The sequence below is a fragment of the Urechidicola vernalis genome, from assembly GCF_031846385.1.
Classification (GTDB): Bacteria; Bacteroidota; Bacteroidia; order Flavobacteriales; family Flavobacteriaceae; genus Urechidicola; species Urechidicola vernalis.
Window position 1 is genome coordinate 815116 of the sequence record NZ_JAVRHV010000001.1, and the last position, 20972, is coordinate 836087.

A 20972-nucleotide genomic window follows, 5' to 3' on the forward strand; every position below is an offset into this window, starting at 1 on the left:
TATAAAAGTCTCATTAGAGGCTTTTTTTTTGCTTAAATTTGAGCGCATAAAACACACCATAAAATTATGAGTATATTAAATTCTGTTTTAAAGATTTTTGTAGGAGATAAAAGCAAGAAGGATCTTAAAACATTACTCCCTATAGTAGAAAAAGTAGTTGCGTTTGAAAGCAGTATAAAAGCGCTTTCAAATGATGAATTACGTTCTAAAACTTTAGAATTTAAGCAAAGAATTAAAGATGGAACACAATCCATTAGTGATAAAATTTCTGAATTAAACACAGAAATTGAAGCAGCAAATATAGACCGTAAAGAAGAAATTTATAAGGAAATTGATTCCTTAAGAGATGATGAATACAATGCATCGGAAAAAGTATTGCAAGAAATACTTCCTGAAGCATTTGCCTTGGTCAAAGAAACTGCAAGACGATTTACCTTGAATGAAACAATTTCTGTAATTGCGACTTCATACGATAGAGAATTATCTGGTTTAAAAGATAATGTTGAGTTGGATGGAGATAAAGCAATCTATTATAATTCTTGGGATGCTACTGGTAAACAAATCACCTGGGACATGATTCATTATGATGTGCAGTTAATTGGTGGTTCTGTATTGCACCAAGGTAAAATTGCAGAAATGATGACTGGGGAAGGAAAAACCTTAGTTGCAACACTTCCAATTTATTTAAATGCTTTGACCGGTAACGGAGTGCATGTTGTAACAGTAAACGATTATTTAGCAAAACGTGATGCCGCATGGATGGCTCCAATATTTGAGTTCCATGGATTCTCTATAGATTGCATCGATTATCACCAGCCAAATTCAGATGCCAGAAGAAAAGCATACAATGCGGATATTACTTATGGAACAAATAATGAATTTGGTTTTGATTATTTGCGTGATAACATGGCACACTCGCCTAAAGATTTGGTACAACGCCCGCATAACTATGCAATTGTAGATGAGGTCGATTCTGTATTGATTGATGATGCAAGAACACCGTTAATTATTTCCGGTGCTACGCCACAAGGAGATCGTCATGAATTTAATGAATTAAAACCTAGTGTAGATAAAATTGTAGAAATTCAACGCAAGTATTTGGTTGGGGTTTTATCAGAAGCAAAAAAGTTAATCGCTGCAGGAGACACTAAAGAAGGTGGATTCCAATTACTACGAGTATACAGAGGTTTGCCAAAAAATAAGGCTCTTATAAAATTTTTAAGTCAAGAAGGTGTAAAGCAAATTCTTCAAAAAACGGAGAATACTTATATGGCAGACAACAACCGTGAAATGCCAAAGGTTGATGAAGTTTTATATTTTACCATCGATGAAAAAAACAATCAGATTGAATTAACAGAGAAAGGGATAGCCCATTTATCTTCAGACCATAATGATGAAGAATTCTTTGTGATGCCAGATATTGGTATGGAAGTTGGGAAACTAGAATCTGAAGATTTATCAAAGGAAGAATTAACCAAACGCAAAGAAATTTTATACCAAGATTTTGGTGTTAAGAGTGAGCGAATTCACACCATGAACCAGTTATTGAAAGCCTATACCCTTTTCGAAAAGGATGTAGAGTATGTGGTAATGAACGATAAGATCATGATTGTTGATGAGCAAACTGGTCGTATTATGGATGGTCGTCGTTATTCTGATGGGTTACACCAAGCGTTAGAAGCAAAAGAGAATGTAAAAATTGAAGCCGCTACACAAACATACGCTACGGTTACATTACAGAACTACTTTAGAATGTATCGTAAACTGTCTGGTATGACGGGTACCGCAATTACAGAGGCGGGTGAGTTTTGGGAAATCTATAAATTAGATGTTATTGAAATTCCTACAAACAAACCTTTAGCTAGAGATGATAGAGATGACAAAGTTTATAAAACCGCTCGTGAAAAATACAATGCTGTAATTGATGAAGTTACAAACTTAGTAGCAGACGGAAGACCTGTACTTGTCGGTACAACTTCAGTTGAAATTTCTGAGTTATTAGGTCGTATGTTAGCAATGCGTAAGATTAAGCATAATGTATTGAATGCAAAACTGCATAAAAAAGAAGCAGATATTGTAGCAGAAGCAGGAAACCCAGGAGTTGTAACTATTGCCACAAACATGGCCGGTCGTGGAACCGATATTAAATTAAGTGATGACGTTTTAGCCGCAGGAGGTTTAGCCATTATTGGTACAGAACGTCATGATTCTCGTCGTGTAGACAGACAGTTAAGAGGTCGTGCTGGTCGTCAAGGAGATGTTGGTTCATCGCAATTCTATGTTTCTTTAGAAGACAACTTAATGCGTTTATTTAACAGTGAACGTGTAGCCAAGATGATGGATAGAATGGGATTAGGTGAAGGCGAAGTGATTCAGCATTCTATGATTTCAAAATCTATTGAAAGAGCGCAAAAGAAGGTAGAAGAAAACAACTTTGGAGTTCGTAAGAACTTGTTAGAATATGATGATGTAATGAATTCTCAGCGTGAGGTTGTGTATAAAAGACGTCGTCATGCCTTGTACGGAGAGCGTTTACAAGTAGATATTGTGAACATGGTCTTTGATACATGCGCAAATTTAATCGCTGAAAACAAACCGAATAACGATTACAATAATTTTGAGTTTGAGTTGATTCGTTTTTCTTCGATGTCATCACCATTTACAGAAGAAGAATTTAAGAGCAAAACCGCTGAAGAATTAACTGATGGCTTATTTGATACCGTTTACAAAAACTATCAAAATAAAATTGAGCGTAGCGCAGCTGCCACTTATCCGGTTATTAAGGATGTATATGAAAAGCAAAGCGAACAATACGAACGAATAGTTGTTCCATTTACAAACGGCGTAAAAACGATTCAAGTAGTTACCAATTTAAAAGATGCCTACGAATCTAAAGGAAAAGTCTTAGTCCAAGATTTTGAAAAAAATGTTGCACTGGCAATTATTGATGATACTTGGAAAGATCATTTACGACAAATGGATGAATTAAAACAATCCGTTAGAAATGCGCAATATGAGCAAAAGGATCCGTTATTAATTTACAAATTCGAGTCGTTTGAGTTGTTTAACAAAATGTTGAACAAGGTTAATAAAGAGGTGTTATCATTCTTATTTAAAGGAGATTTACCATCTAGAAATGCAAACGAAGTTTCTCAAGCAAGAGAGCGTAAAAGAGAAAATGTTCAGTTAACCAAAGAGGATTATAGCGATGGTCAAGAAACTAGTACTAACCAAACTCAAGCGCGAAAACCAGTTGAAACTTTTGTAAGAACAGAACGTAAAATAGGCAGAAACGATAGAGTTACGATTAAAAACGTAATGAGTGGAGAGAACAAACAAGTGAAGTACAAACAGGCCATACCTTTAATAGAAAAAGGAGAATGGGTCCTTACTGAGGATTAGTACTAATTAGATATTAAAAAAGGCTCAACTAACGTTGAGCCTTTTTAGTTAATCTATTTAAAACTATATTTTTAATTGTTCGAATGCAACGCTATACGATTTCCTTCAGAATCTATAAAAAGAGCCATATAACCTATTTCTTCTGAAATTAATGTTTTCTCTTGCAATACCTTTCCTCCAGCGTCTTCTATTCTACTAACTTCTATGGATACGTCTTCCGAATTAAAATAGACTAAAGAACCTTCAGTAGAAGGTTTGTAAAACTCTTCGTTATATACCAAAGCGCCACCAGCACCAAACTTTTTATCGTCATGCGGGAACCAACCCATTAACATTGGTCCGAATTGCTCCACATGAACATTAAGACCAAAGACAGTTTCATAAAATTTTACTGCACGCTCCATACTCGATACTGGTATTTCAAACCAGCCAACTAAATTAGTTTTCATATAAATTTATTTTTCTAGTGTTCTCTTCAACTTATTTAAACCAAATTCAAAGTCACCTCCTACAGCTTTATCCATATTCATAAACAACATCATAATACTAATAGGAAACTTATTATTACCGCTAAACCCCCAAACGACCTCAGTACCTTCTTTTATTTCAGAAACTCTTAAATAAGCATCAGAAGTAGATTTCCAAGGCTTTAGAAAACGTAATTGACTTGATACTTCTAAATTTTCTTTTAAACCAGTAATCTCTTGTTCTCCTGAACCAACATCCTTGTTTCCGACCCAGGCAGAAATAAAACCTACTTCTCCATCCGTTCCAGTATATGTTTTCTCCATATTTGGATCTTTCTCAGCCCAAGGACTCCATTCATGTTGCTTTTCGAGAAACCTTAAGTAATTATAAACTTCGGCCAAAGGCTTATTTATAACAATACTTCTACTAACATCATAGCTTTTTGGTGCAATTACCGACAAAACGAATATCAAAGCTACTATACCAATAATTATGTATAAAACGGTATTCATCTTTTCTAGTTTTTAAGTTATTAACTAAATTCTATTTATACAGATAAACTCTGCCCTATCTCTAACAGGTTTAATTTTTTACCAGCTTTTTCAAATTTTGAAATCGCCTGTTCATGATCAATTTTAATAAATCCAAACGTATCATAATGATACCCTAAAATATTGTTACAACCCACAAATTCTGAAGCAATAATAGCACTATCAATCCCCATAGTAAAATTATCACCAATTGGTAAAACTGCCATATCAATTGCGCATTGCATCGGTATTAGTTTCATATCCATCGTAAGTGCTGTATCTCCAGCTATGTACAAATTACCTGAATCTGATTCTATGATAAACCCACCAGGTTGCCCTCCATAAGAACCGTCTGGAAAAGAACTGGTATGAATAGCATTGGTATAGGTAACCTTACCAAAATCGAACAGCCAAGTACCTCCATGGTTCATAGGATGGCCTTCAAAACCCTTGTTGCCATAATGCGTCACAATTTCATAATTAGAAACTATTTTGGCATCCGTATTTTTTGCAATAGTTTCAACATCTAAAACATGGTCTTGGTGGGCATGAGTTATTAATATATAATCTGCCTTTAATGCATTTACATCTACAGTACTCGCCAACTCGTTACCGCTTATAAACGGATCAACTATTAAAATTTTATTGGCTATTTCAATCTGTAAACAAGCATGTCCTAAAAAGGTAACTTTCATAATCTGTAATTCTTTTTGATGTGTCATTGCAAGTTACAAAAAAATTAAATTGAAAACTTCCAACATTTTGCGACTAAACTATAGGTGTTTTTGTAAATTTACTTTAAAGAAAAATTATGAATCCAATTTCAAAATTAATCCACACAATTTCAGAAAAAGAACTTTGGACCGATGAAATTGAACTTGGCCGTAATGAATACTTAAAAACTGCCGGCAGTATTGATACGAATATTTATTTAGTAATTGAAGGAAGTGTTCGAATTTTTGTAATCGATGCAAATGAAGAACACACTATCCGTTTTGGATATGTCAACAATTTAATTGCTTCGCTAGATTCATTTTTAAATGAACAACCCTCAAATTTCTATATGCAAGCGCTAAAGAGAACCAAACTTAAGGTCATCTCCAAAGAAGCATTTTTTCACCTCATAAATAGTTCTTCTGAGTATAAGGAAACTTATACATTACTCCTCGAAAATTTTGTATTACAACAAATGGAACGAGAAAGAGATATTTTAACAAACTCTCCTGTTGAAAGATATCAAAGAGTTTTGGAAAGGAGTCCTCAACTTTTTCAGGAAATACCGAACAAATATATTGCGTCTTATTTAAGAATGACTCCTGAAACTTTATCTAGAATTAAAAAATCTTAATTTGAATCAATGTTTTTATTCAATTACAGCATCATATTTGTATTTTAATTAACAACTAATATGAACGCAACAGATCTCTTAAAAGAACTCGAAAAAATTACATTGAACAATATTACAGAAGTTGAAGCATTTCAAAAATTACCACTAACAAAATTGAATTGGAAATCCGATCCGAAATCATGGAGTATACTAGAATGCATTGAGCATTTAAATCTTTATGGTGATTTTTATTTGCCTGAAATAGAGAAACAACTCTCTAGTTCTGAATCAATATTTGAAAACAATTTTAGATCAGGTCTTATCGGAAACTATTTTGCGAAATTAATGCTGCCAAGACAACCACTAAATAAAATGAAAACGTTAAAAGATAAGAATCCTTTAGGCAGTGCTTTAGAACATAATTGTTTAGAAAAATTTTTAATCCAACAGCAAGAACTGTTAAAAATTCTTGATTTAGTTAAACACAAAAGTCTAAATAAAATAAAAACCAGCATCAGTATAAGCAAATGGTTAAAACTTAAACTTGGAGACACCTTAAGAGTGGTTATTTATCATAACTTTAGACATGTTCTTCAAGCGAACAACGCTTTAAAAGCAAGCATATAAAAAATTGTTTTGTTAAATTTACCCAACAAATTAATTTGCAATGAATCAATCCTTTCTATTTTTTATTTTATTTACCGTTGGACTAAGCGCAATAGCGCAACACAAAACAATTTCTGAAGAATTTAATATTCAATTCGAATCAACAGAATATTTACCTTCTTATACCACCGAATCTGAAGATGTAATTGGCTATCAAAACAATAATTTTGCTGTTGATATTCAAAAAATAGATGTTACCAAGGCTCCAAAGGGAGTGTTAGAAGATTTAAAAGCATTGTCTAAAAAAGTTGCTTTGGATTTCGGTTTTACAGATTTAGGTGCTGGTAACACCATGCCAGACCAACCAAACTCCAACTATATTAGAGGATATGACAAGGAAGATGGACGAAAAATCCCTGTTTATGTTGGCTTAATCTACGTGAAAGAAAAAAATCTAGTATATCAAATTACAGTTGATTGTTACAATAGTGATTTGAGAGAGGGCACAAAAATTACACGAAGTTTTAAATTGTTGAAATAATTTCAAAACGATATATCAGTTTTTGAGTTCTAAAGAAACTCCACCTTTAAATACAACTATGTCAACTATAAGAAAAGAATTCATTTGGGTTATTACTACTTTGTCTTTTTCAATTTTAATTGATTCCGTTTTTCTAAAAAAGATTCTAGATAGTCCCGACTCTTTTTATTCTATTAATATATACGACACTTATTTTACCGTATTTAAATATTATTATTTACTATTCTATTTTAGTTTCTTCTTATTTATTATTTACCTGTTCAGAATGATTTATTGGAATTTAAAAAACAAAATAGCCAATGGCATATTTCTAGTTTCCAATTTCATGATGATAATAATATTTGCCTTCATAATTTACTTTTTTAAAAACTTAAATCAAGTTGAAACCATAGATAACCATTTTTCAGATACTATTAATTCAATCGTTAACATTGTGATTTCAATTGAAGTTCTTCTAATGCTAACATTTTTATTAATCGGTATATTTCTGGTAAAAAGAAAAACTGAATAAATAATAATTATCATTTTTCACAAGACAAAACCTAACCCTAACAATAGCGCAAAAATAAAAGTCGATAGCGCTAACTTTTTCAATTCAGGATCTAAATCTTTAGGCTCATTATTCTTATAAACTGTGAATAAATGTCTGAAAATTGGAACATAGGCAATCAAAAATAAAAACTGAATTGCAGAGGTAAACTTTATGGTTACAAACAATAAAGCAAACAAAAAAGAACCTGTAATTAAGTAGTAATGATAATATTTTGCAAACTCCGCCCCTATTTTAACCACCAACGTATTTTTACCTGATTTCGCATCAGATTCACGATCTCGCATGTTATTTAAGTTCAGCACTCCTGCACTTAACATTCCTATAGAAGCCGCTGGTAAAAAAAGTGAAATTGGTAATTGCTTCGCAAATAAAAAGTACGAACCACAAACACTTAATAAGCCAAAAAATAAAAACACAAATACATCTCCTAATCCGCTATATCCATAAGCATTTTTACCCATGGTGTATTTTATTGCGGCTATAATACTGGCTATTCCTAATGCAAAAAACAACAAAGAATGCCCAAAGTTTTCACTACCAAATGATACATAGATTAACAAAGTTGCAATAATAAGCGTTATTACCCCTGTAATTTTAATTGCTAATAACATTTGTTTCGGAAATATGGCTCCACTTTGTAATGCGCGTTCAGGTCCTATTCTATCTTCATTATCTGTACCTTTTACACCATCTCCGTAATCATTTGCAAAATTAGAGAGTACTTGTAAGCCAACAGTGGTAAACAAGGCCAAAACACAAATTTTCCAATTAAAAATATTTTCACAAGCTGCTAAAAAACAACCCAATATTATTCCTGAAAGTGAAAGTGGCAACGTTCTTAAACGCGCCGCTTGAATGAAACTTTTAAACATTTATAATATTTCTTTGAACGATGAAGTTAAAAAAGAGATCAATTTCTTAAATGGGTTCAGAATGATTAGGATTTAAAGATTTTCTGAATTCGTTATTAATTCAGCAATATCCAAGACCTCAACGCTTTCTTCTTTGTTTTCTGCTTTCACTCCATCTGTCATCATAGTGTTGCAATATGGACAACCCGTTGCAATGATTTTAGGATTTGTTTTTAGAGCATCTCTAGTTCTTAATACATTCACATCTAAATCACCTTTTTCAGGTTCTTTAAACATTTGGGCACCACCTGCCCCACAGCAAAGCGCATTTCTTTTATTGCGTTTCATCTCAACTAAATTTACGCCCAACCTTTTAATCAATTCTCTAGGTGATTCGTATTCATCATTCGCTCTTCCTAAATAACAAGGGTCATGAAAAGTAACCCGTTCATTATCCATAGAACCATTTAATTCTAGTCTTCCTTCAGAAATTAATTGTTGAATATATTGGGTGTGATGATAGACTTTGTAAGTTCCTCCTAATTCTGGATATTCGTTTTTTAAAGTATTAAATGAATGAGGATCACATGTCACGATTTTCTTTATTTCATATGCATTTAAAATCTCAATGTTTGTCATTGCCTGCATTTGAAAAACCATTTCATTCCCAGCTCTTTTAGCAGCATCTCCTGTCGAACTCTCCTCAGTTCCTAAAACAGCAAAATCGACATTTGCTTTGTTAAGTATCTTAACAAAAGCACGTGTAATTTTCTTAGCTCTATCGTCATAACTTCCCGCAGATCCTACCCAAAACAACACTTCTGGTTGTTTGCCTTGAGCCATCATTTCTGCCATTGTTGGTACGTTCATTTTCTCCAAGTTTTTCTAATAAAAAATAAGTTCTCGACTCCGCTCGAACAGACATTTACAAATCTATTCATCTTTCCAATTCAATCTATCCATTTGGTTGTACTGCCAAGGTGCCCCATTATTTTCAATATTGGTCATCATCATATTCAATTCCTGAGGTGCAGCGGACTGTTCCATTACCAAATAGCGTCTCATATCCATAATAATAGACAATGGATCTATACTTACCGGGCACTCTTCTACACAAGCATTACAACTGGTACAAGCCCAAAGTTCTTCAGGTGTAATATAATCGTTTAATAACTGCTTGCCATCATCTTTAAACTCCCCACCATTAGCATCTATATTTTTTCCTACTTCTTCCAAACGATCTCTCGTTTTCATCATTATAGCTCTTGGTGATAATTCCTTTCCGGTTAAATTTGCAGGGCAAGAAGAAGTACATCTACCGCATTCTGTACAGGTATATGCATTGAGCAATTGCACCCAATTTAAATCGGTAACATCGCTTGCACCGAACTTTTCCGGCTCTCCTTCATCTTCACCTTCTGGTGGTGCTGCAAACGGATCAGCATCTGGGTCCATCATTAACTTCACCTCTTTCATAACCGTTGCATCATTTGTAAATTGTCCTTTCGGATTCAAGTTTGCAAAAAATGTATTAGGAAAGGCTAGTAGAATATGCAAGTGCTTTGAATAATATAAATAGTTTAAGAATATTAATATACCTCCAATATGCAACCACCAAAACGTGCGTTCCATATAATGCAAAACTATAGGTGGATTTTCTAATACAAAAGGGTACAAATATTGACTAATAACATTCCCGTTCTTTGCTAATTGAAATTGATGATCTGTAGCATTCATGAACAAGAACAAAGTCATTAAAACCATTTCAAAATAAAGAATATACAATCCGTCGTTCTTTGGAAACCCTTTCATCTCCTTATTCCAAAACCTTGGAATTCTTAGCACCATTCTACGAATCCAAAAAACGATTACCGAAACTAGAACTAAGACCGCTAATACTTCAAAAGTTCCGATTAGAAAGCCATAAAAACCTCCCATAAAACTTAAAACTCTATGCGTACCAAACAAGCCATCAATAATAATTTCTAATACCTCTATATTAATAATGACAAACCCTACATACACAATAATATGAAGTAAACCAGAAACAGGTCTACGGGTCATTTTACCTTGCCCTAAAGCAATGCGAAACATATTATTCCAACGCTCTTTTTTGCGATCAGAACGATCTATATCTTTTCCTAAATCAATGTTTCGTTTTAACTTTTTTACGTTTCGAACAAAAAAAGCAATACCAGCAAAAAGCAGTATGGCAAAAATGATATTATCTATATATTCCATAATTTATTGATGATTCCAATTATCTTCATCTGCACTATCATTAGGCGACAAACCAATGATATCTCCCTCAGAAGAAATACCCAATCCTAAAACCGTTCTATTTGCATAATTAAAATAGGCCGTAACTTGATTTATTTCAAGAATTTCTCCGTCAGTCAAATTTAACGTTTTCAACAATAAAATATCTGACTCAGAAACCTTTTCTTTTAATTGAGTTAATTTTTTAGCATATTTCAACCCTTCAACAAATTTAACTTCCAACAACTCATTAAATTTATTTATTTCCAACCCTTTTTTCAATGTAAGAGCCTTTTCTTTATCATTTAGCAAACGAGTTAAACCTGCAAAATGATGATCTATGCAATACGGACAATTATTTAAAAGGCTAACATAAACTCCAATGCTTTCTAGATACCATTTTGGCAGGGTGTTATTACTATTGTGAAGCACATTTTTATACAAAGCCATATGTCCAGTCATTGTATGCGGTCTTAGACTATGTGCCATCATAATGTTATCTACATTATTATTTGGCCCAGTAACCTTTTTGTATAACTTTAATAAGCGACCTGTGGCTTCTTGAAAAGGAATGGTTTTAATCCAGGTCATGGCAATTTATTCTTTCTCTTCTGATTGATATCCTTTGTCTTTTTTACCGAAAATAGAAAAATGAACAAAACGTTTTGGATGTTCTTTCATTTCACGCAGCAACTCTTCCATTTCCTTCGCCGCGTTTTCTAAATTCGTATACAAGGCTTCATCTTTCAACAATTTACCCAAAGATCCTTCTCCATTTTCCATTCCGGTTAAAATGGCATTAAATGAATTAACTGTAGTTTCTAACTTGGCCATAGTCTCACCGAGGTTAGCATTGGCTAACGAGTCTGAAATTTTTGCAAAATTGGTAGTAATTGTTTCTACATTAGAAAGAGATATATTTAATTTCTCTTTGTTTTCATCTAAAATTTCATCTAAAGAATCTGAAGCCGTTTTAAAATTAGCCACCGTTTTATTTAAACCTGAAAATGTTTCTTGTAAATCTTTACGAGCCTCTGCATTTAAAACCTGATTCAACCCAAGTAATAAAGAGTCCGCATTTACCAAAACACTTTCAACTTTTGCCTGAACTGGCCCTAACGTTTCGCTTAAAGAAGCAAACATATCTAATTCCGTATCTCCTTTTAAATATGATCCAGATTTTGCAATTTCTCCTTCATAAGAAGGCACAAGTGCTAAGGCTTTACCACCCATTAAACTTGTGCTATAAATTTTAACAATGCTCTTATCTGAGAATTCAAAATCATTATCCACACCAAATTCAACAATTAATTGTCCTCGGTTATTTGGATCTTTATCAAAAGTGATTTCCAAAACTTTACCTACTGGTAATCCATTTATAGTAACGTTGCTCGCCGTATTTAGTCCATCTACATTAGCATACTTTGCAAAATAAGTTCTTGGCGCTGTGTTAAAAAGGTTTTGACCTTTCATAAAATTATAGCCCCAAATAAAAACACCAATTATAGCAACTGATACAAATCCGGTTTTAAATTCTCTTGTTAATTTCAAAATAGCAATATCTAGTTTAGTATAAATTTTTAGTATTCAATTCTTAGAAGTAAAAATACTATTTTACTCCGTTTTTAGCGCTTCTTCTACACTAATTTTCTCTCCATTTTTAAAGGCTACAACAAATGCGGACTTATATCCTTTCTTTTTTGCCAATTGATGGTCCTTTTTAATTTGCGTAAAATCGGATGTTTTTCCTAAATAATACTTGTAAGATTTCCCTACGGCAACACGCTCAACACCGGCAAGACCATTAAAGTTATACGATTTTGTTTCAAGTTTTCTTCTACCAGAAGCAATCTGAACTTTAAACACAATATCTGAATTGATTCTTACATCATCTTGCGAATTTTGAATAACCACATCTTCTTTAGCAACCGAATTATAGTCTATTTGCTTTACATAATTAGCAACTCCTTTTGCAATTGACTTCGCATAATTAGATTGTCCATTTTTAGTGTTCAAGTATTTACCTTCAGCCGTATTTGTAACAAATCCTGTTTCTATTAAAATACTTGGCATATATGTCTGATGCAGTACTATGAAGGCTGCCTGTTTCACTCCCCTATCTTTTCGTTTCACATCTTTAATCATGCTTTTTTGAACAATATTCGCTAAATCTAAACTTTGATCTAAATACTCTTCTTGCATTAATGTAATACCAATAATTGTTTCTGGAGAACTAGGGTCAAACCCCTTATAGTTTTCTTTGTAATTATCTTCTAACAAAATTACCTCATTCTCCTTTTTTGCAACTTCTAAGTTTTGTTTGTTGGCATGCAAACCTAACACCCAAGTTTCTGTTCCTGATGCCTGTGTATGATGTGCATTACAATGTATAGATACAAATAAATTCGCATCAGCCTTATTGGCAATTCTACCTCGTTCGTATAAATCTACAAACACATCTTTTTTTCGAGTATAAATAACATTGATGTTTCCCTCTTTTTCAAGAATCTTACCAACCTCTAATGTAATGTTTAAGGCTATCTCTTTTTCATAATAATGCTTACTGCGTACACTTTTACCTGGATCATGCCCTCCATGCCCAGCATCTAATACAACCGTATACACTTTAGATTGACCAAATAAATTAGTGTTACCAAAAATAAAAAACAAGAAAAATACGAAAACTAGAAGTGCATTCGTTTTGGTATTAAATTTGTGAAACATCTGTAAGTACATCAATATATTTTAGTTATTTTTGGCATCTTATAGAAGGGGCTGCAATTAATGAGCCAACCCTAATACTAATGATTAAAATTTGATACTGAAACACATCAGCGAAATTAACAAAAATGGTGAGTTTCATAACAATTTAACCTATTATTTTAAATAAAACGATAAAGTATTTAAAGCATTGCAATTAAATTTACCAAAAATACTTTTTACTCTGTTCTTTATCAGTTTTGCAGGACAATTTGCTTCAGCGCAAAACACCCCTCCTATTACAACTTCAAGTACCGATACCATTGGAAAAAACGAAAAAAGTTTAGTCCAACCAAAAGATTCGGTTCAGTTAGATAGCGTTATAAGACCAAAAGGAGCAATTGAAGCTATTGTTTCTCATAGCGCCGACAGTACACAAAGTTATAACTTAGATAGGAGTTTAATGACTTTATACTATAACGCCGAAGTAGATTATGGCAACATCAATATTAAGGCCGGAATAATAACAATTAACAGCGAGACGAATATGGTCATGGCTCGTGGTATAATAGATAGTACAGGGTATATTCAAAGACCTATTGTAGTTCAGGACGGTCAAGAATCTACTCACGATTCTATTAAACTGAACACAAAAACCGAAAAAGCCTTGGCTTGGGGTACACTTTCAGAAATTACTGGCCTAGATACAAAAACTGGGATAATGAAGAAAGTAAATGATTCAACCATTTATGTTTCTAACATTTCCATAACCACCTCTAAAAAACCGATTCCTGATTATGAAATTAGGGTTGACAAGGGTAAGTTAGTCCCAGACAAAAAAATTGTTGGAGGTAAATCTCAATTTATTATTGCAGAAGTACCTACTCCTTTAATTCTACCTTTTTCCTATTTTCCGCTGACACAAGGTAGAACATCCGGAATAATTATGCCTTCGTATGGTAGCACAAGAGAACAAGGGTTTTATTTACAAAATGGAGGATATTACTTAGCGTTAAATGAATATTTTGACTTAGCCTTAATGGGAGATGTATATACCAACGGAAGTTGGGGTATTAATGCCCAAAGTAATTATAAAGTTCGCTATAAATTTAACGGTAGTTTTGGCTTTAGATATGAAAACCTTTACAACGGTATTAGAGGTTTAGATGACTACAATAGAAGTTCTAATTACAATATTAGATGGAGTCATAGTCAAGATGGAAAATCAAACCCGAACGCTAGATTCAGTGCTTCCGTAAACCTTGGTAGTAGTACATATTACAGACAATCCCTGAACGAATACAACAGTAATTCATTTTTAAATAATACATTGAGTTCTTCCATCTCTTATCAAAGGCGATTTGTCGGTACCCCATTTAATTTGACGTCTTCCATGACGCACTCACAAAATACCAATACAGAAAGTATTATAATGTCGCTTCCTTCACTTCAAGTAAGTATGGATAGGATTTATCCTTTTGCTCCTAAAATTGGTGCTAAAAAAGGAATGCTTCAAAATTTAGGAACTACTTATAATTTTAAAGGAGACTATAGAATTAATACTACCGACGAGTTTTTCTTTAAAAGTGAAATGTTTGAAACGGCACAAACGGGTATGCAACATGATGCCAATTTGAGTACAAGCACGAAACTTTTTAAGCATTTTACGCTATCTCCAAATGCTCGCTATAAAGAAGTTTGGTATTTTGACAAAGTAAACAAGTACTATGATGATACCACTGACGAAGTTGTTACAGATACAATAAAAGGATTTAACGCTTTTAGAGAGTATAATGCTGGAGCATCTATTTCTACTACTATTTATGGTGATTTCGTCTTTAAAAAAGGCAGTAAAATAGAAGCGATTAGGCATACAATGCGTCCTTCTGTTTCTTATAGCTACAGACCAGATTTCCCTCAATATTACGAGGAATATCAATATAGTGATGACCCAACAGATATTAGAGAATATTCCCCTTTGGAAAATGGAATTTATGGAGGTCCATCGAGAGGTATATCTAATAGTTTAGGATTATCTGTAAATAATATTTTTGAAGCAAAGGTTAGATCTAAAGATTCCACCGAAACAGAAGCACAAAAAATAAGTTTATTAAAGACACTAAGCCTTAGCACTAATTATAATATGGCGGCAGACACTTTAAAATGGAGCCCCTTAAATATGAGTGCCGGAACTGCGTTTTTTAAAGATAAAATGGCGGTAAATTTAAGAGCAACAATGGATCCTTATGGGTTAGATGTGAACGGCAGAAGAATAGATCGTTTTAATATTGACAATGGTGGTAGTCTATTTAGGCTTACCAATGCCGGTTTAACTATGAATTATTCAATTAAGAGTAAATCTTCAAAAAATGAATCGAACCAAAATAATAGTGCGGCAAGAGATGACACTGGCTCTGATGGAATTTTTGGAGAGGATTTAAGAGCTACTAACGACCCACGAAATCAAGATAATAGCGAAGAAAATAAAACTTCTAAAATTTATAACTCTACAATGCCTTGGAGTGTTCGATTTGCTTATGCAATGAATTATTCCAATACAATAGGTCAAAATGAAATTACGTCGCATTCTTTAATGTTTTCTGGAGATATAGAATTAACTCCTAAATGGCAGATGGGTTTTAGTTCCGGATACGATTTTAAAAATCATGGATTTACATATACTCAATTACGTTTTAATAGAGATTTAGATAGTTGGCGCATGAGTTTTAACTGGGTACCATTCGGACCAAGAACTACATATAATTTTTATATAGGTATTAAATCGGGTGTCTTTAGCGATGTTAAATACGACAAACGTAAACAACCAGATAGAAGACTATTCTAACATTTCATAATTCAATTTCTATGAAAAAAATAATTAACACTTCAAATGCACCTGCTCCAATCGGGCCATATAATCAAGCGACTTTAGTTGGAAATATTTTGTATACTTCTGGTCAAATTGCCATAAATCCTAAGACTGATGAATTAGTGCTCGATTCAATTAAATCGGAAACTGAACAAGTAATGCAAAACTTACAAGCAGTTTTGAACGCGGCGGATATGAACTTTGAAAATGTTTTTAAAACGACCATTTTCATTTCGGATATGCATAATTTTTCAGAAATAAATGAAGTCTATAGCTCTTATTTCAACCCAGAAACGGCTCCGGCCAGAGAAACAGTTGAAGTGGCTAATTTACCAAAGTTTGTGAATGTAGAGATTTCGGTCATCGCGGCTATCTAATCAATTAGTTTGCTACTATTTTTTAAAACCAACCACTGACTTTTTAACAGTGATACTATCTTTCTTTATTGAAGCTAAAGAATCTTTCTTTGCTTGGGATTTCTTCAGTCCTAATCGCTCTAAAAACTCAGAACCTGTATTAAAATCAAATTGATACGTAAGCCCGACACCTTGCGTATAACCTTCCTCTTCTTCAGAATATTGAATCTCATTTTGTCTATTAAACACACTAGATCTTAAAGTTCCTTCTTCATTTAATAAAAATTCTATTTCAACTTCTCCTACTAATCCAGATTGATTATTCGAACCAACAGGTACCCCTAATTTACCATCAATTAAAATTCGATCGTTTATTTGGGTAGCTACTGTAAATCCAAGTTGGTCATCCGTTTCAAGATTTTGAATATCAGAGGTAGGACTTCCAATGTCATAGGTAACACCAATCTTTACATTGTTATTATTAGAATTAATAATATTGGTTAGAGCACTCGACAAAAACTCTTCACTTATACCTGCAATTAACATCCTACTATTATCTCCTAAAGTACTTTCATCACTATAAAAAGAACCAAATATTAAAAGCGATCCAAAATTGTTCATCTTGGTATTAAAATCATTACTACCATTCAATTTAAAATCTAATTCCGCTTTAATTTCAGAATCTGCATCTGGCATTAAAATGTCATACTCTTGTTTAGAATTAAACAATTCACCTGAGAATCTTGCTACTAAATCAACAGCAATATCCCTACTTGTATAAACATTTTCCAATAAATATTTAGGGTTTGCATATACTCTAAAAATTGTTTCAATGTCAATATCCGCTTCATAAGGATTTCCGTTCCATGAAATTCGTCCACCTCTAGTTGCAGTAAATTCTTTATTAATAACATCTTTAAAGTTAAAGTTATACAAGCCCTTATCAATAATAAAATCACCGTACATATTAAACATACCATTCATATCAATGGCTATTTGCAAATCTCCTGTACCACTTCCTTTTAGCATACTTCCGGTTACATTGTCTAACACCATTTCAATTTCGGCATCCTTGGTCACTTGGAGGTTAAAGTTCAACTTCAATCCTTTTAACCTTTCAAACAACACTTCATCAGGTATTTCTCTTTCCTCTCCTTGTTGAATACCTGTTGTAAACGTTACAATACCAGTATTATCAACCGTACTCGAAGAACTCATTGGAATTACAAAACGAGTTCCCTTATTGGTTTTTCCATTTACATCAATTGTTAAGTTATCGGTAAAACCTTCTATTCTAGCACTTCCATCGATGTATCCTTGACCGTAATACAATGACTCTTCGGTTTGCTCTGTATTTAATACTAATAAATTATCTGTATTTAAATTCAAATCCAACTTCCAATCTGTAAAATAGTCATGTGATATAGATCCTAATAAAGTTCCTCTTGTTCCTTTTACATCATCTTTTAATGTCAAATCAATTATCTCAAAAGTTTGACCATGTAAATTAACAATAGTAGTCCCTTCAAAATCATAATTCACATTTAAATAAGGCATCGCCAATCCGGCATCAAATAAATAAAATTCCCCATCCATATCCGGATTTGCTAATAAGCCTGAAAGTCGAGCATTTCCATATATATGACCTCTCATGTCTTCAAAGTTTTCATCTCCAATTGGACTCAAAATATCCAACTTAAACTTCTCGAATTCAAAAGCAACATCTACTGTTGGTTCTTCCGGTGCAAAATCTAAAACTCCGTTTGCAAATAAGGAATCAAAATCATTATGCCCTAAAGAAAGATTAATATTGAAGGTTTCGCTTGAATTTCGTCCTCTCATACTTACGTCTAGGTCTCCTTGATAAGAATCGTTAACAATAAAATTTTCGATGGTCACATTCGCAATTGGCAACACACCATTTTCATTTATAGTATAATTTATATTCCCATCTATCAACCCCTCAAACTGCCAATCTTCTAAATCTGGAGTAATACCTTCTAATTTAACATTGTCCATTACTAAAGTAAAATTCTTATCACTAGGACCATAGGAATGCCCCTTAAATTCAACGCTCTGGTTCTCTGACTCCATTTCAAAATCCAAAACTTCGAATTTCTTAAATTGATTATCAAAAACCATTTTATTTTGCTTGTCTGACTCCGGATTCAACATCCATTTAGTGTCTCTATAATCAATTTCCGACGTATTCAAACCTACAACTGAATTGTTATCTTCATCAATAGTATGATAAAAACCTAAATCATATTTATCTCTTCCTTTTTTACCGCCATAAAATTCTGTTCTAAAAAATAATGTGTCATTAAGAGTTACATTTACTAGATTTAATTGCGAAATATTATAATTCTTAGAGGAGATTTTATCAATGGTTAATTGCGTATTAAAAAGTGGATTTTTATTATCTATTTGTAATTTAATATCATCCACAATACTCTCATAAGCCTCAATTTTAGCCGATTTTAAGTTTAATTTAAAGTCGGCATCATCTGAATTAACAAACCCACTTATGAGTGTGTTTTTTGATAAAATAATTTCAGGAAAAAACACTTCTACAATTTTGTTCTTGATATCAAATTCAAAATCTAAAAACTGACCCGAAGTAACCTTGTTAGGACTATAATTCGTATATATACTCCCTAAGGCATTTTGAGTAAGGTATGGTAATTCAATAAATTTAAAATTACCGCGAATTTCTCCGTTAATAATATCTGTAGAGTTAATCTTCACAACTTTAATAGTATCAACAAACTCAGATGTAATATTAAAATCTTCGAAATAATAATTCCCAATTTCATTTGTATAGGAAGATTCTTTAAAACTGATAGAGCCAACAACATTATCAAAAGAATTTCCTTGTAAATCTATATCAATATCTCCTTTTAAAATTGCAACAGAATCTCTAGTAAACAAGTTCAATTGATTAAAGTCAGCATGCCCTACTGTAGTTCTAAAATCAAATTTGTAAATCTCTTTAGATAAATCTGCCAACCCATTAAATTTTAATTGCAAATTCTCATCGCTTACAATTAATTCTCCTTCAAATTTTTTGTTTTGAAAACGACCATTTACGTCAATATTATTATACGAATATCCTTTGTAATTATGCTCATATACTTCTCCTACAACTACCGTATTTAAGTTTTCAAAAGTAAATCCATAACCATCAATATCTGCATCTAATGAAATTTTACCAATTAAAGAATCATTGGCAATTTTACCCAAATCAAATTCTATAATTTTAAGATTTCCTTTGTAACTCGCATTATCTATATTGTTTATTTCGGTCAGATGCAAATCGGTAATAATAGACCCCAAATCTGTATTTATTTCGATATCAGTATTTATTTCAGAATTAGAAATAAAGGAAGTACCACTTATTCCAAATCTACCCAAATCTTTAAACGAAGTTGGAACTGATTTTGAAAGAATATTTGGAAGTAAATTTTTAAGGTTATCATATTCTGAAACCAAATTATTTAAATCGGCATAGATAGAAAATCCTTTTTCTGATTCGAACGCATTCTTTACATGAAAATCTCCTACTATTATTGTTCTTAAATCCGATTCTAACTGGAATCCTCTTGTTTTAAAATCGTTTAAAGTACCTTCTAATTTTGTTTTAAAATGCAACACATTGTTATGACCAAATTCTCCATAAAACTTTCGTAAATCTTCTAATGACAAGTCTGCCGATTTTATGTCTCCTTTAAATTTCACCTTATTATTAAAATCTTCAAAAGAGCCATCTCTAAAAAATACAATATCTGCCGATACCTTAGAGGTTTTTGTTGATAGTTCCGTTTGGAACAAACTCATCTTTTCTCTAGTATAAGAAAAATCCGAGATTAAACTTTTTACTTCAATTTCATGGTTTTCTACAAAACTTAATCCTCTTATATCACCATTAAATTTTGGACCATTAATTTTAAAGTTTTCAATAGGTCCTGTCACATTTTTGAATGTAACCGGAACTTCATCCAATTTATTCTCATCGTAAATCTTAAGATTAAAATCTTCTAAAATAACCGAATCTGCAGTTAACAGAAAGTTTGATGGAATAGAGTCTGTTTTTTCTTTGTCAAAACTTTCAACAAATTGAACAAATGCATCTCTTTCCTCACCTTTATGCGTTCTAATTAAAAAATTAACACCTTCAAGTTCAATATCACTGAACTCAAACTTGTTTTTTAAAATATTCCGATAACTAAAAATTGAAGTTGTCAATTTTTTAACAAAAATCATAGAATCTAAATGGTGATCTAAAATTTCAATTTCTTTTAAATCTACATCTCCAAAAAGCGATAATTTTACTTTGTTTACTGTTATATTGGTATTGTAATCTTCATTTAAAATATTGGTTGCTAATTTCCCCAACTTTGTTTGAACAGCAGGAATGGCCAATAAAATGGAAATCAACACAAACAAAACCGCAAACCAGCGGAAAATTCGAAGTGCTATTTTTTTTGTTCGTTTGATATGTTTTAACTTT

16 protein-coding genes are annotated in these 20972 nt (G+C 32.5%); 6 read left to right on the top strand and 10 right to left on the bottom strand.

Annotated features, from left to right (window positions below):
* Positions 1–66: 66 nt before the first annotated feature.
* A complete protein-coding gene (gene secA, locus RM519_RS03625; protein WP_311592178.1) occupies positions 67–3402 on the top strand; it encodes a preprotein translocase subunit SecA in 3336 nt (1111 codons plus the stop codon).
* 71 nt (positions 3403–3473) lie between these two features.
* Here the strand turns inward: secA and RM519_RS03630 are convergent, their stop codons facing one another.
* Genes RM519_RS03630 through RM519_RS03640 form a run of 3 tightly spaced genes read right to left on the bottom strand, consistent with a single transcriptional unit; the run spans position 3474 to position 5095 of the window.
* Entirely contained in the window at positions 3474–3851 is a 378-nt protein-coding gene (locus RM519_RS03630) for a VOC family protein (protein WP_311592179.1), read from the bottom strand.
* Between the two features lie 6 nt (positions 3852–3857).
* Complete coding sequence (locus RM519_RS03635; RefSeq protein ID WP_311592180.1) at positions 3858–4382, bottom strand: SRPBCC family protein; 525 nt, start codon at positions 4380–4382, stop codon at positions 3858–3860.
* A gap of 35 nt (positions 4383–4417) precedes the next feature.
* On the bottom strand, positions 4418–5095 hold the full coding sequence (locus tag RM519_RS03640) for a metal-dependent hydrolase (protein WP_311592181.1): 678 nt from the start codon (positions 5093–5095) through the stop codon (positions 4418–4420).
* Positions 5096–5211: 116 nt separating this feature from the next.
* On the opposite strand from RM519_RS03640, the gene RM519_RS03645 reads away from it, so the two are divergent.
* Genes RM519_RS03645 through RM519_RS03655 form a run of 3 tightly spaced genes read left to right on the top strand, consistent with a single transcriptional unit; the run spans position 5212 to position 6874 of the window.
* Entirely contained in the window at positions 5212–5748 is a 537-nt protein-coding gene (locus RM519_RS03645; protein WP_311592183.1) for a Crp/Fnr family transcriptional regulator, read from the top strand.
* 60 nt (positions 5749–5808) lie between these two features.
* The gene (locus RM519_RS03650) at positions 5809–6354 is read left to right on the top strand and encodes a DinB family protein (protein ID WP_311592184.1); all 546 of its coding nucleotides are present in this window, start codon (positions 5809–5811) and stop codon (positions 6352–6354) included.
* A 40-nt stretch (positions 6355–6394) separates the two neighbouring features.
* Positions 6395–6874 (top strand): hypothetical protein, encoded by a 480-nt coding sequence (locus RM519_RS03655; protein WP_311592186.1) that lies wholly within the window; start codon positions 6395–6397, stop codon positions 6872–6874.
* A gap of 528 nt (positions 6875–7402) precedes the next feature.
* On the opposite strand, the gene menA is transcribed toward RM519_RS03655, so the two are convergent.
* The 6 genes from menA to RM519_RS03685 form a co-directional block, all read right to left on the bottom strand.
* On the bottom strand, positions 7403–8299 hold the full coding sequence (gene menA / locus RM519_RS03660; protein WP_311592188.1) for a 1,4-dihydroxy-2-naphthoate octaprenyltransferase: 897 nt from the start codon (positions 8297–8299) through the stop codon (positions 7403–7405).
* 72 nt (positions 8300–8371) lie between these two features.
* Complete coding sequence (locus RM519_RS03665; RefSeq protein WP_311592190.1) at positions 8372–9148, bottom strand: (Fe-S)-binding protein; 777 nt, start codon at positions 9146–9148, stop codon at positions 8372–8374.
* Positions 9149–9211: 63 nt separating this feature from the next.
* Positions 9212–10519, bottom strand: coding sequence for a 4Fe-4S dicluster domain-containing protein (locus RM519_RS03670; RefSeq protein WP_311592192.1), 1308 nt, complete (start codon positions 10517–10519; stop codon positions 9212–9214).
* Between the two features lie 3 nt (positions 10520–10522).
* Positions 10523–11128, bottom strand: a complete 606-nt coding sequence (locus tag RM519_RS03675; protein WP_311592193.1) for a carboxymuconolactone decarboxylase family protein — start codon at positions 11126–11128, stop codon at positions 10523–10525.
* A gap of 6 nt (positions 11129–11134) precedes the next feature.
* Positions 11135–12088 carry an MlaD family protein gene (locus RM519_RS03680; RefSeq protein ID WP_311592194.1) on the bottom strand — a complete coding sequence of 318 codons (954 nt, stop codon included), beginning with the start codon at positions 12086–12088 and terminating at the stop codon, positions 11135–11137.
* 63 nt (positions 12089–12151) lie between these two features.
* A complete protein-coding gene (locus RM519_RS03685) occupies positions 12152–13273 on the bottom strand; it encodes an N-acetylmuramoyl-L-alanine amidase family protein (protein ID WP_311592196.1) in 1122 nt (373 codons plus the stop codon).
* Between the two features lie 175 nt (positions 13274–13448).
* Here RM519_RS03685 and RM519_RS03690 point away from each other — a divergent pair, with 175 nt between their 5' ends.
* Together RM519_RS03690 and RM519_RS03695 are read left to right on the top strand one after the other, a co-directional pair.
* Positions 13449–16082 carry a putative LPS assembly protein LptD gene (locus RM519_RS03690; RefSeq protein ID WP_311592197.1) on the top strand — a complete coding sequence of 878 codons (2634 nt, stop codon included), beginning with the start codon at positions 13449–13451 and terminating at the stop codon, positions 16080–16082.
* A 20-nt stretch (positions 16083–16102) separates the two neighbouring features.
* Positions 16103–16483, top strand: coding sequence for a Rid family detoxifying hydrolase (locus tag RM519_RS03695; RefSeq protein WP_311592198.1), 381 nt, complete (start codon positions 16103–16105; stop codon positions 16481–16483).
* A 15-nt stretch (positions 16484–16498) separates the two neighbouring features.
* On the opposite strand, the gene RM519_RS03700 is transcribed toward RM519_RS03695, so the two are convergent.
* A complete protein-coding gene (locus RM519_RS03700; RefSeq protein ID WP_311592199.1) occupies positions 16499–20899 on the bottom strand; it encodes a translocation/assembly module TamB domain-containing protein in 4401 nt (1466 codons plus the stop codon).
* Positions 20900–20972: the final 73 nt, after the last annotated feature.

What these genes read in the sequence shown, in the direction of transcription:
- secA (WP_311592178.1), top strand. Translation starts at nt 67, where the DNA reads ATGAGTATATTAAATTCTGTTTTAAAGATTTTTGTAGGAGATAAAAGC.
- RM519_RS03630 (WP_311592179.1), bottom strand. Translation starts at nt 3,851, where the DNA reads ATGAAAACTAATTTAGTTGGCTGGTTTGAAATACCAGTATCGAGTATG.
- RM519_RS03635 (WP_311592180.1), bottom strand. Translation starts at nt 4,382, where the DNA reads ATGAATACCGTTTTATACATAATTATTGGTATAGTAGCTTTGATATTC.
- RM519_RS03640 (WP_311592181.1), bottom strand. Translation starts at nt 5,095, where the DNA reads ATGAAAGTTACCTTTTTAGGACATGCTTGTTTACAGATTGAAATAGCC.
- RM519_RS03645 (WP_311592183.1), top strand. Translation starts at nt 5,212, where the DNA reads ATGAATCCAATTTCAAAATTAATCCACACAATTTCAGAAAAAGAACTT.
- RM519_RS03650 (WP_311592184.1), top strand. Translation starts at nt 5,809, where the DNA reads ATGAACGCAACAGATCTCTTAAAAGAACTCGAAAAAATTACATTGAAC.
- RM519_RS03655 (WP_311592186.1), top strand. Translation starts at nt 6,395, where the DNA reads ATGAATCAATCCTTTCTATTTTTTATTTTATTTACCGTTGGACTAAGC.
- menA (WP_311592188.1), bottom strand. Translation starts at nt 8,299, where the DNA reads ATGTTTAAAAGTTTCATTCAAGCGGCGCGTTTAAGAACGTTGCCACTT.
- RM519_RS03665 (WP_311592190.1), bottom strand. Translation starts at nt 9,148, where the DNA reads ATGAACGTACCAACAATGGCAGAAATGATGGCTCAAGGCAAACAACCA.
- RM519_RS03670 (WP_311592192.1), bottom strand. Translation starts at nt 10,519, where the DNA reads ATGGAATATATAGATAATATCATTTTTGCCATACTGCTTTTTGCTGGT.
- RM519_RS03675 (WP_311592193.1), bottom strand. Translation starts at nt 11,128, where the DNA reads ATGACCTGGATTAAAACCATTCCTTTTCAAGAAGCCACAGGTCGCTTA.
- RM519_RS03685 (WP_311592196.1), bottom strand. Translation starts at nt 13,273, where the DNA reads ATGTACTTACAGATGTTTCACAAATTTAATACCAAAACGAATGCACTT.
- RM519_RS03695 (WP_311592198.1), top strand. Translation starts at nt 16,103, where the DNA reads ATGAAAAAAATAATTAACACTTCAAATGCACCTGCTCCAATCGGGCCA.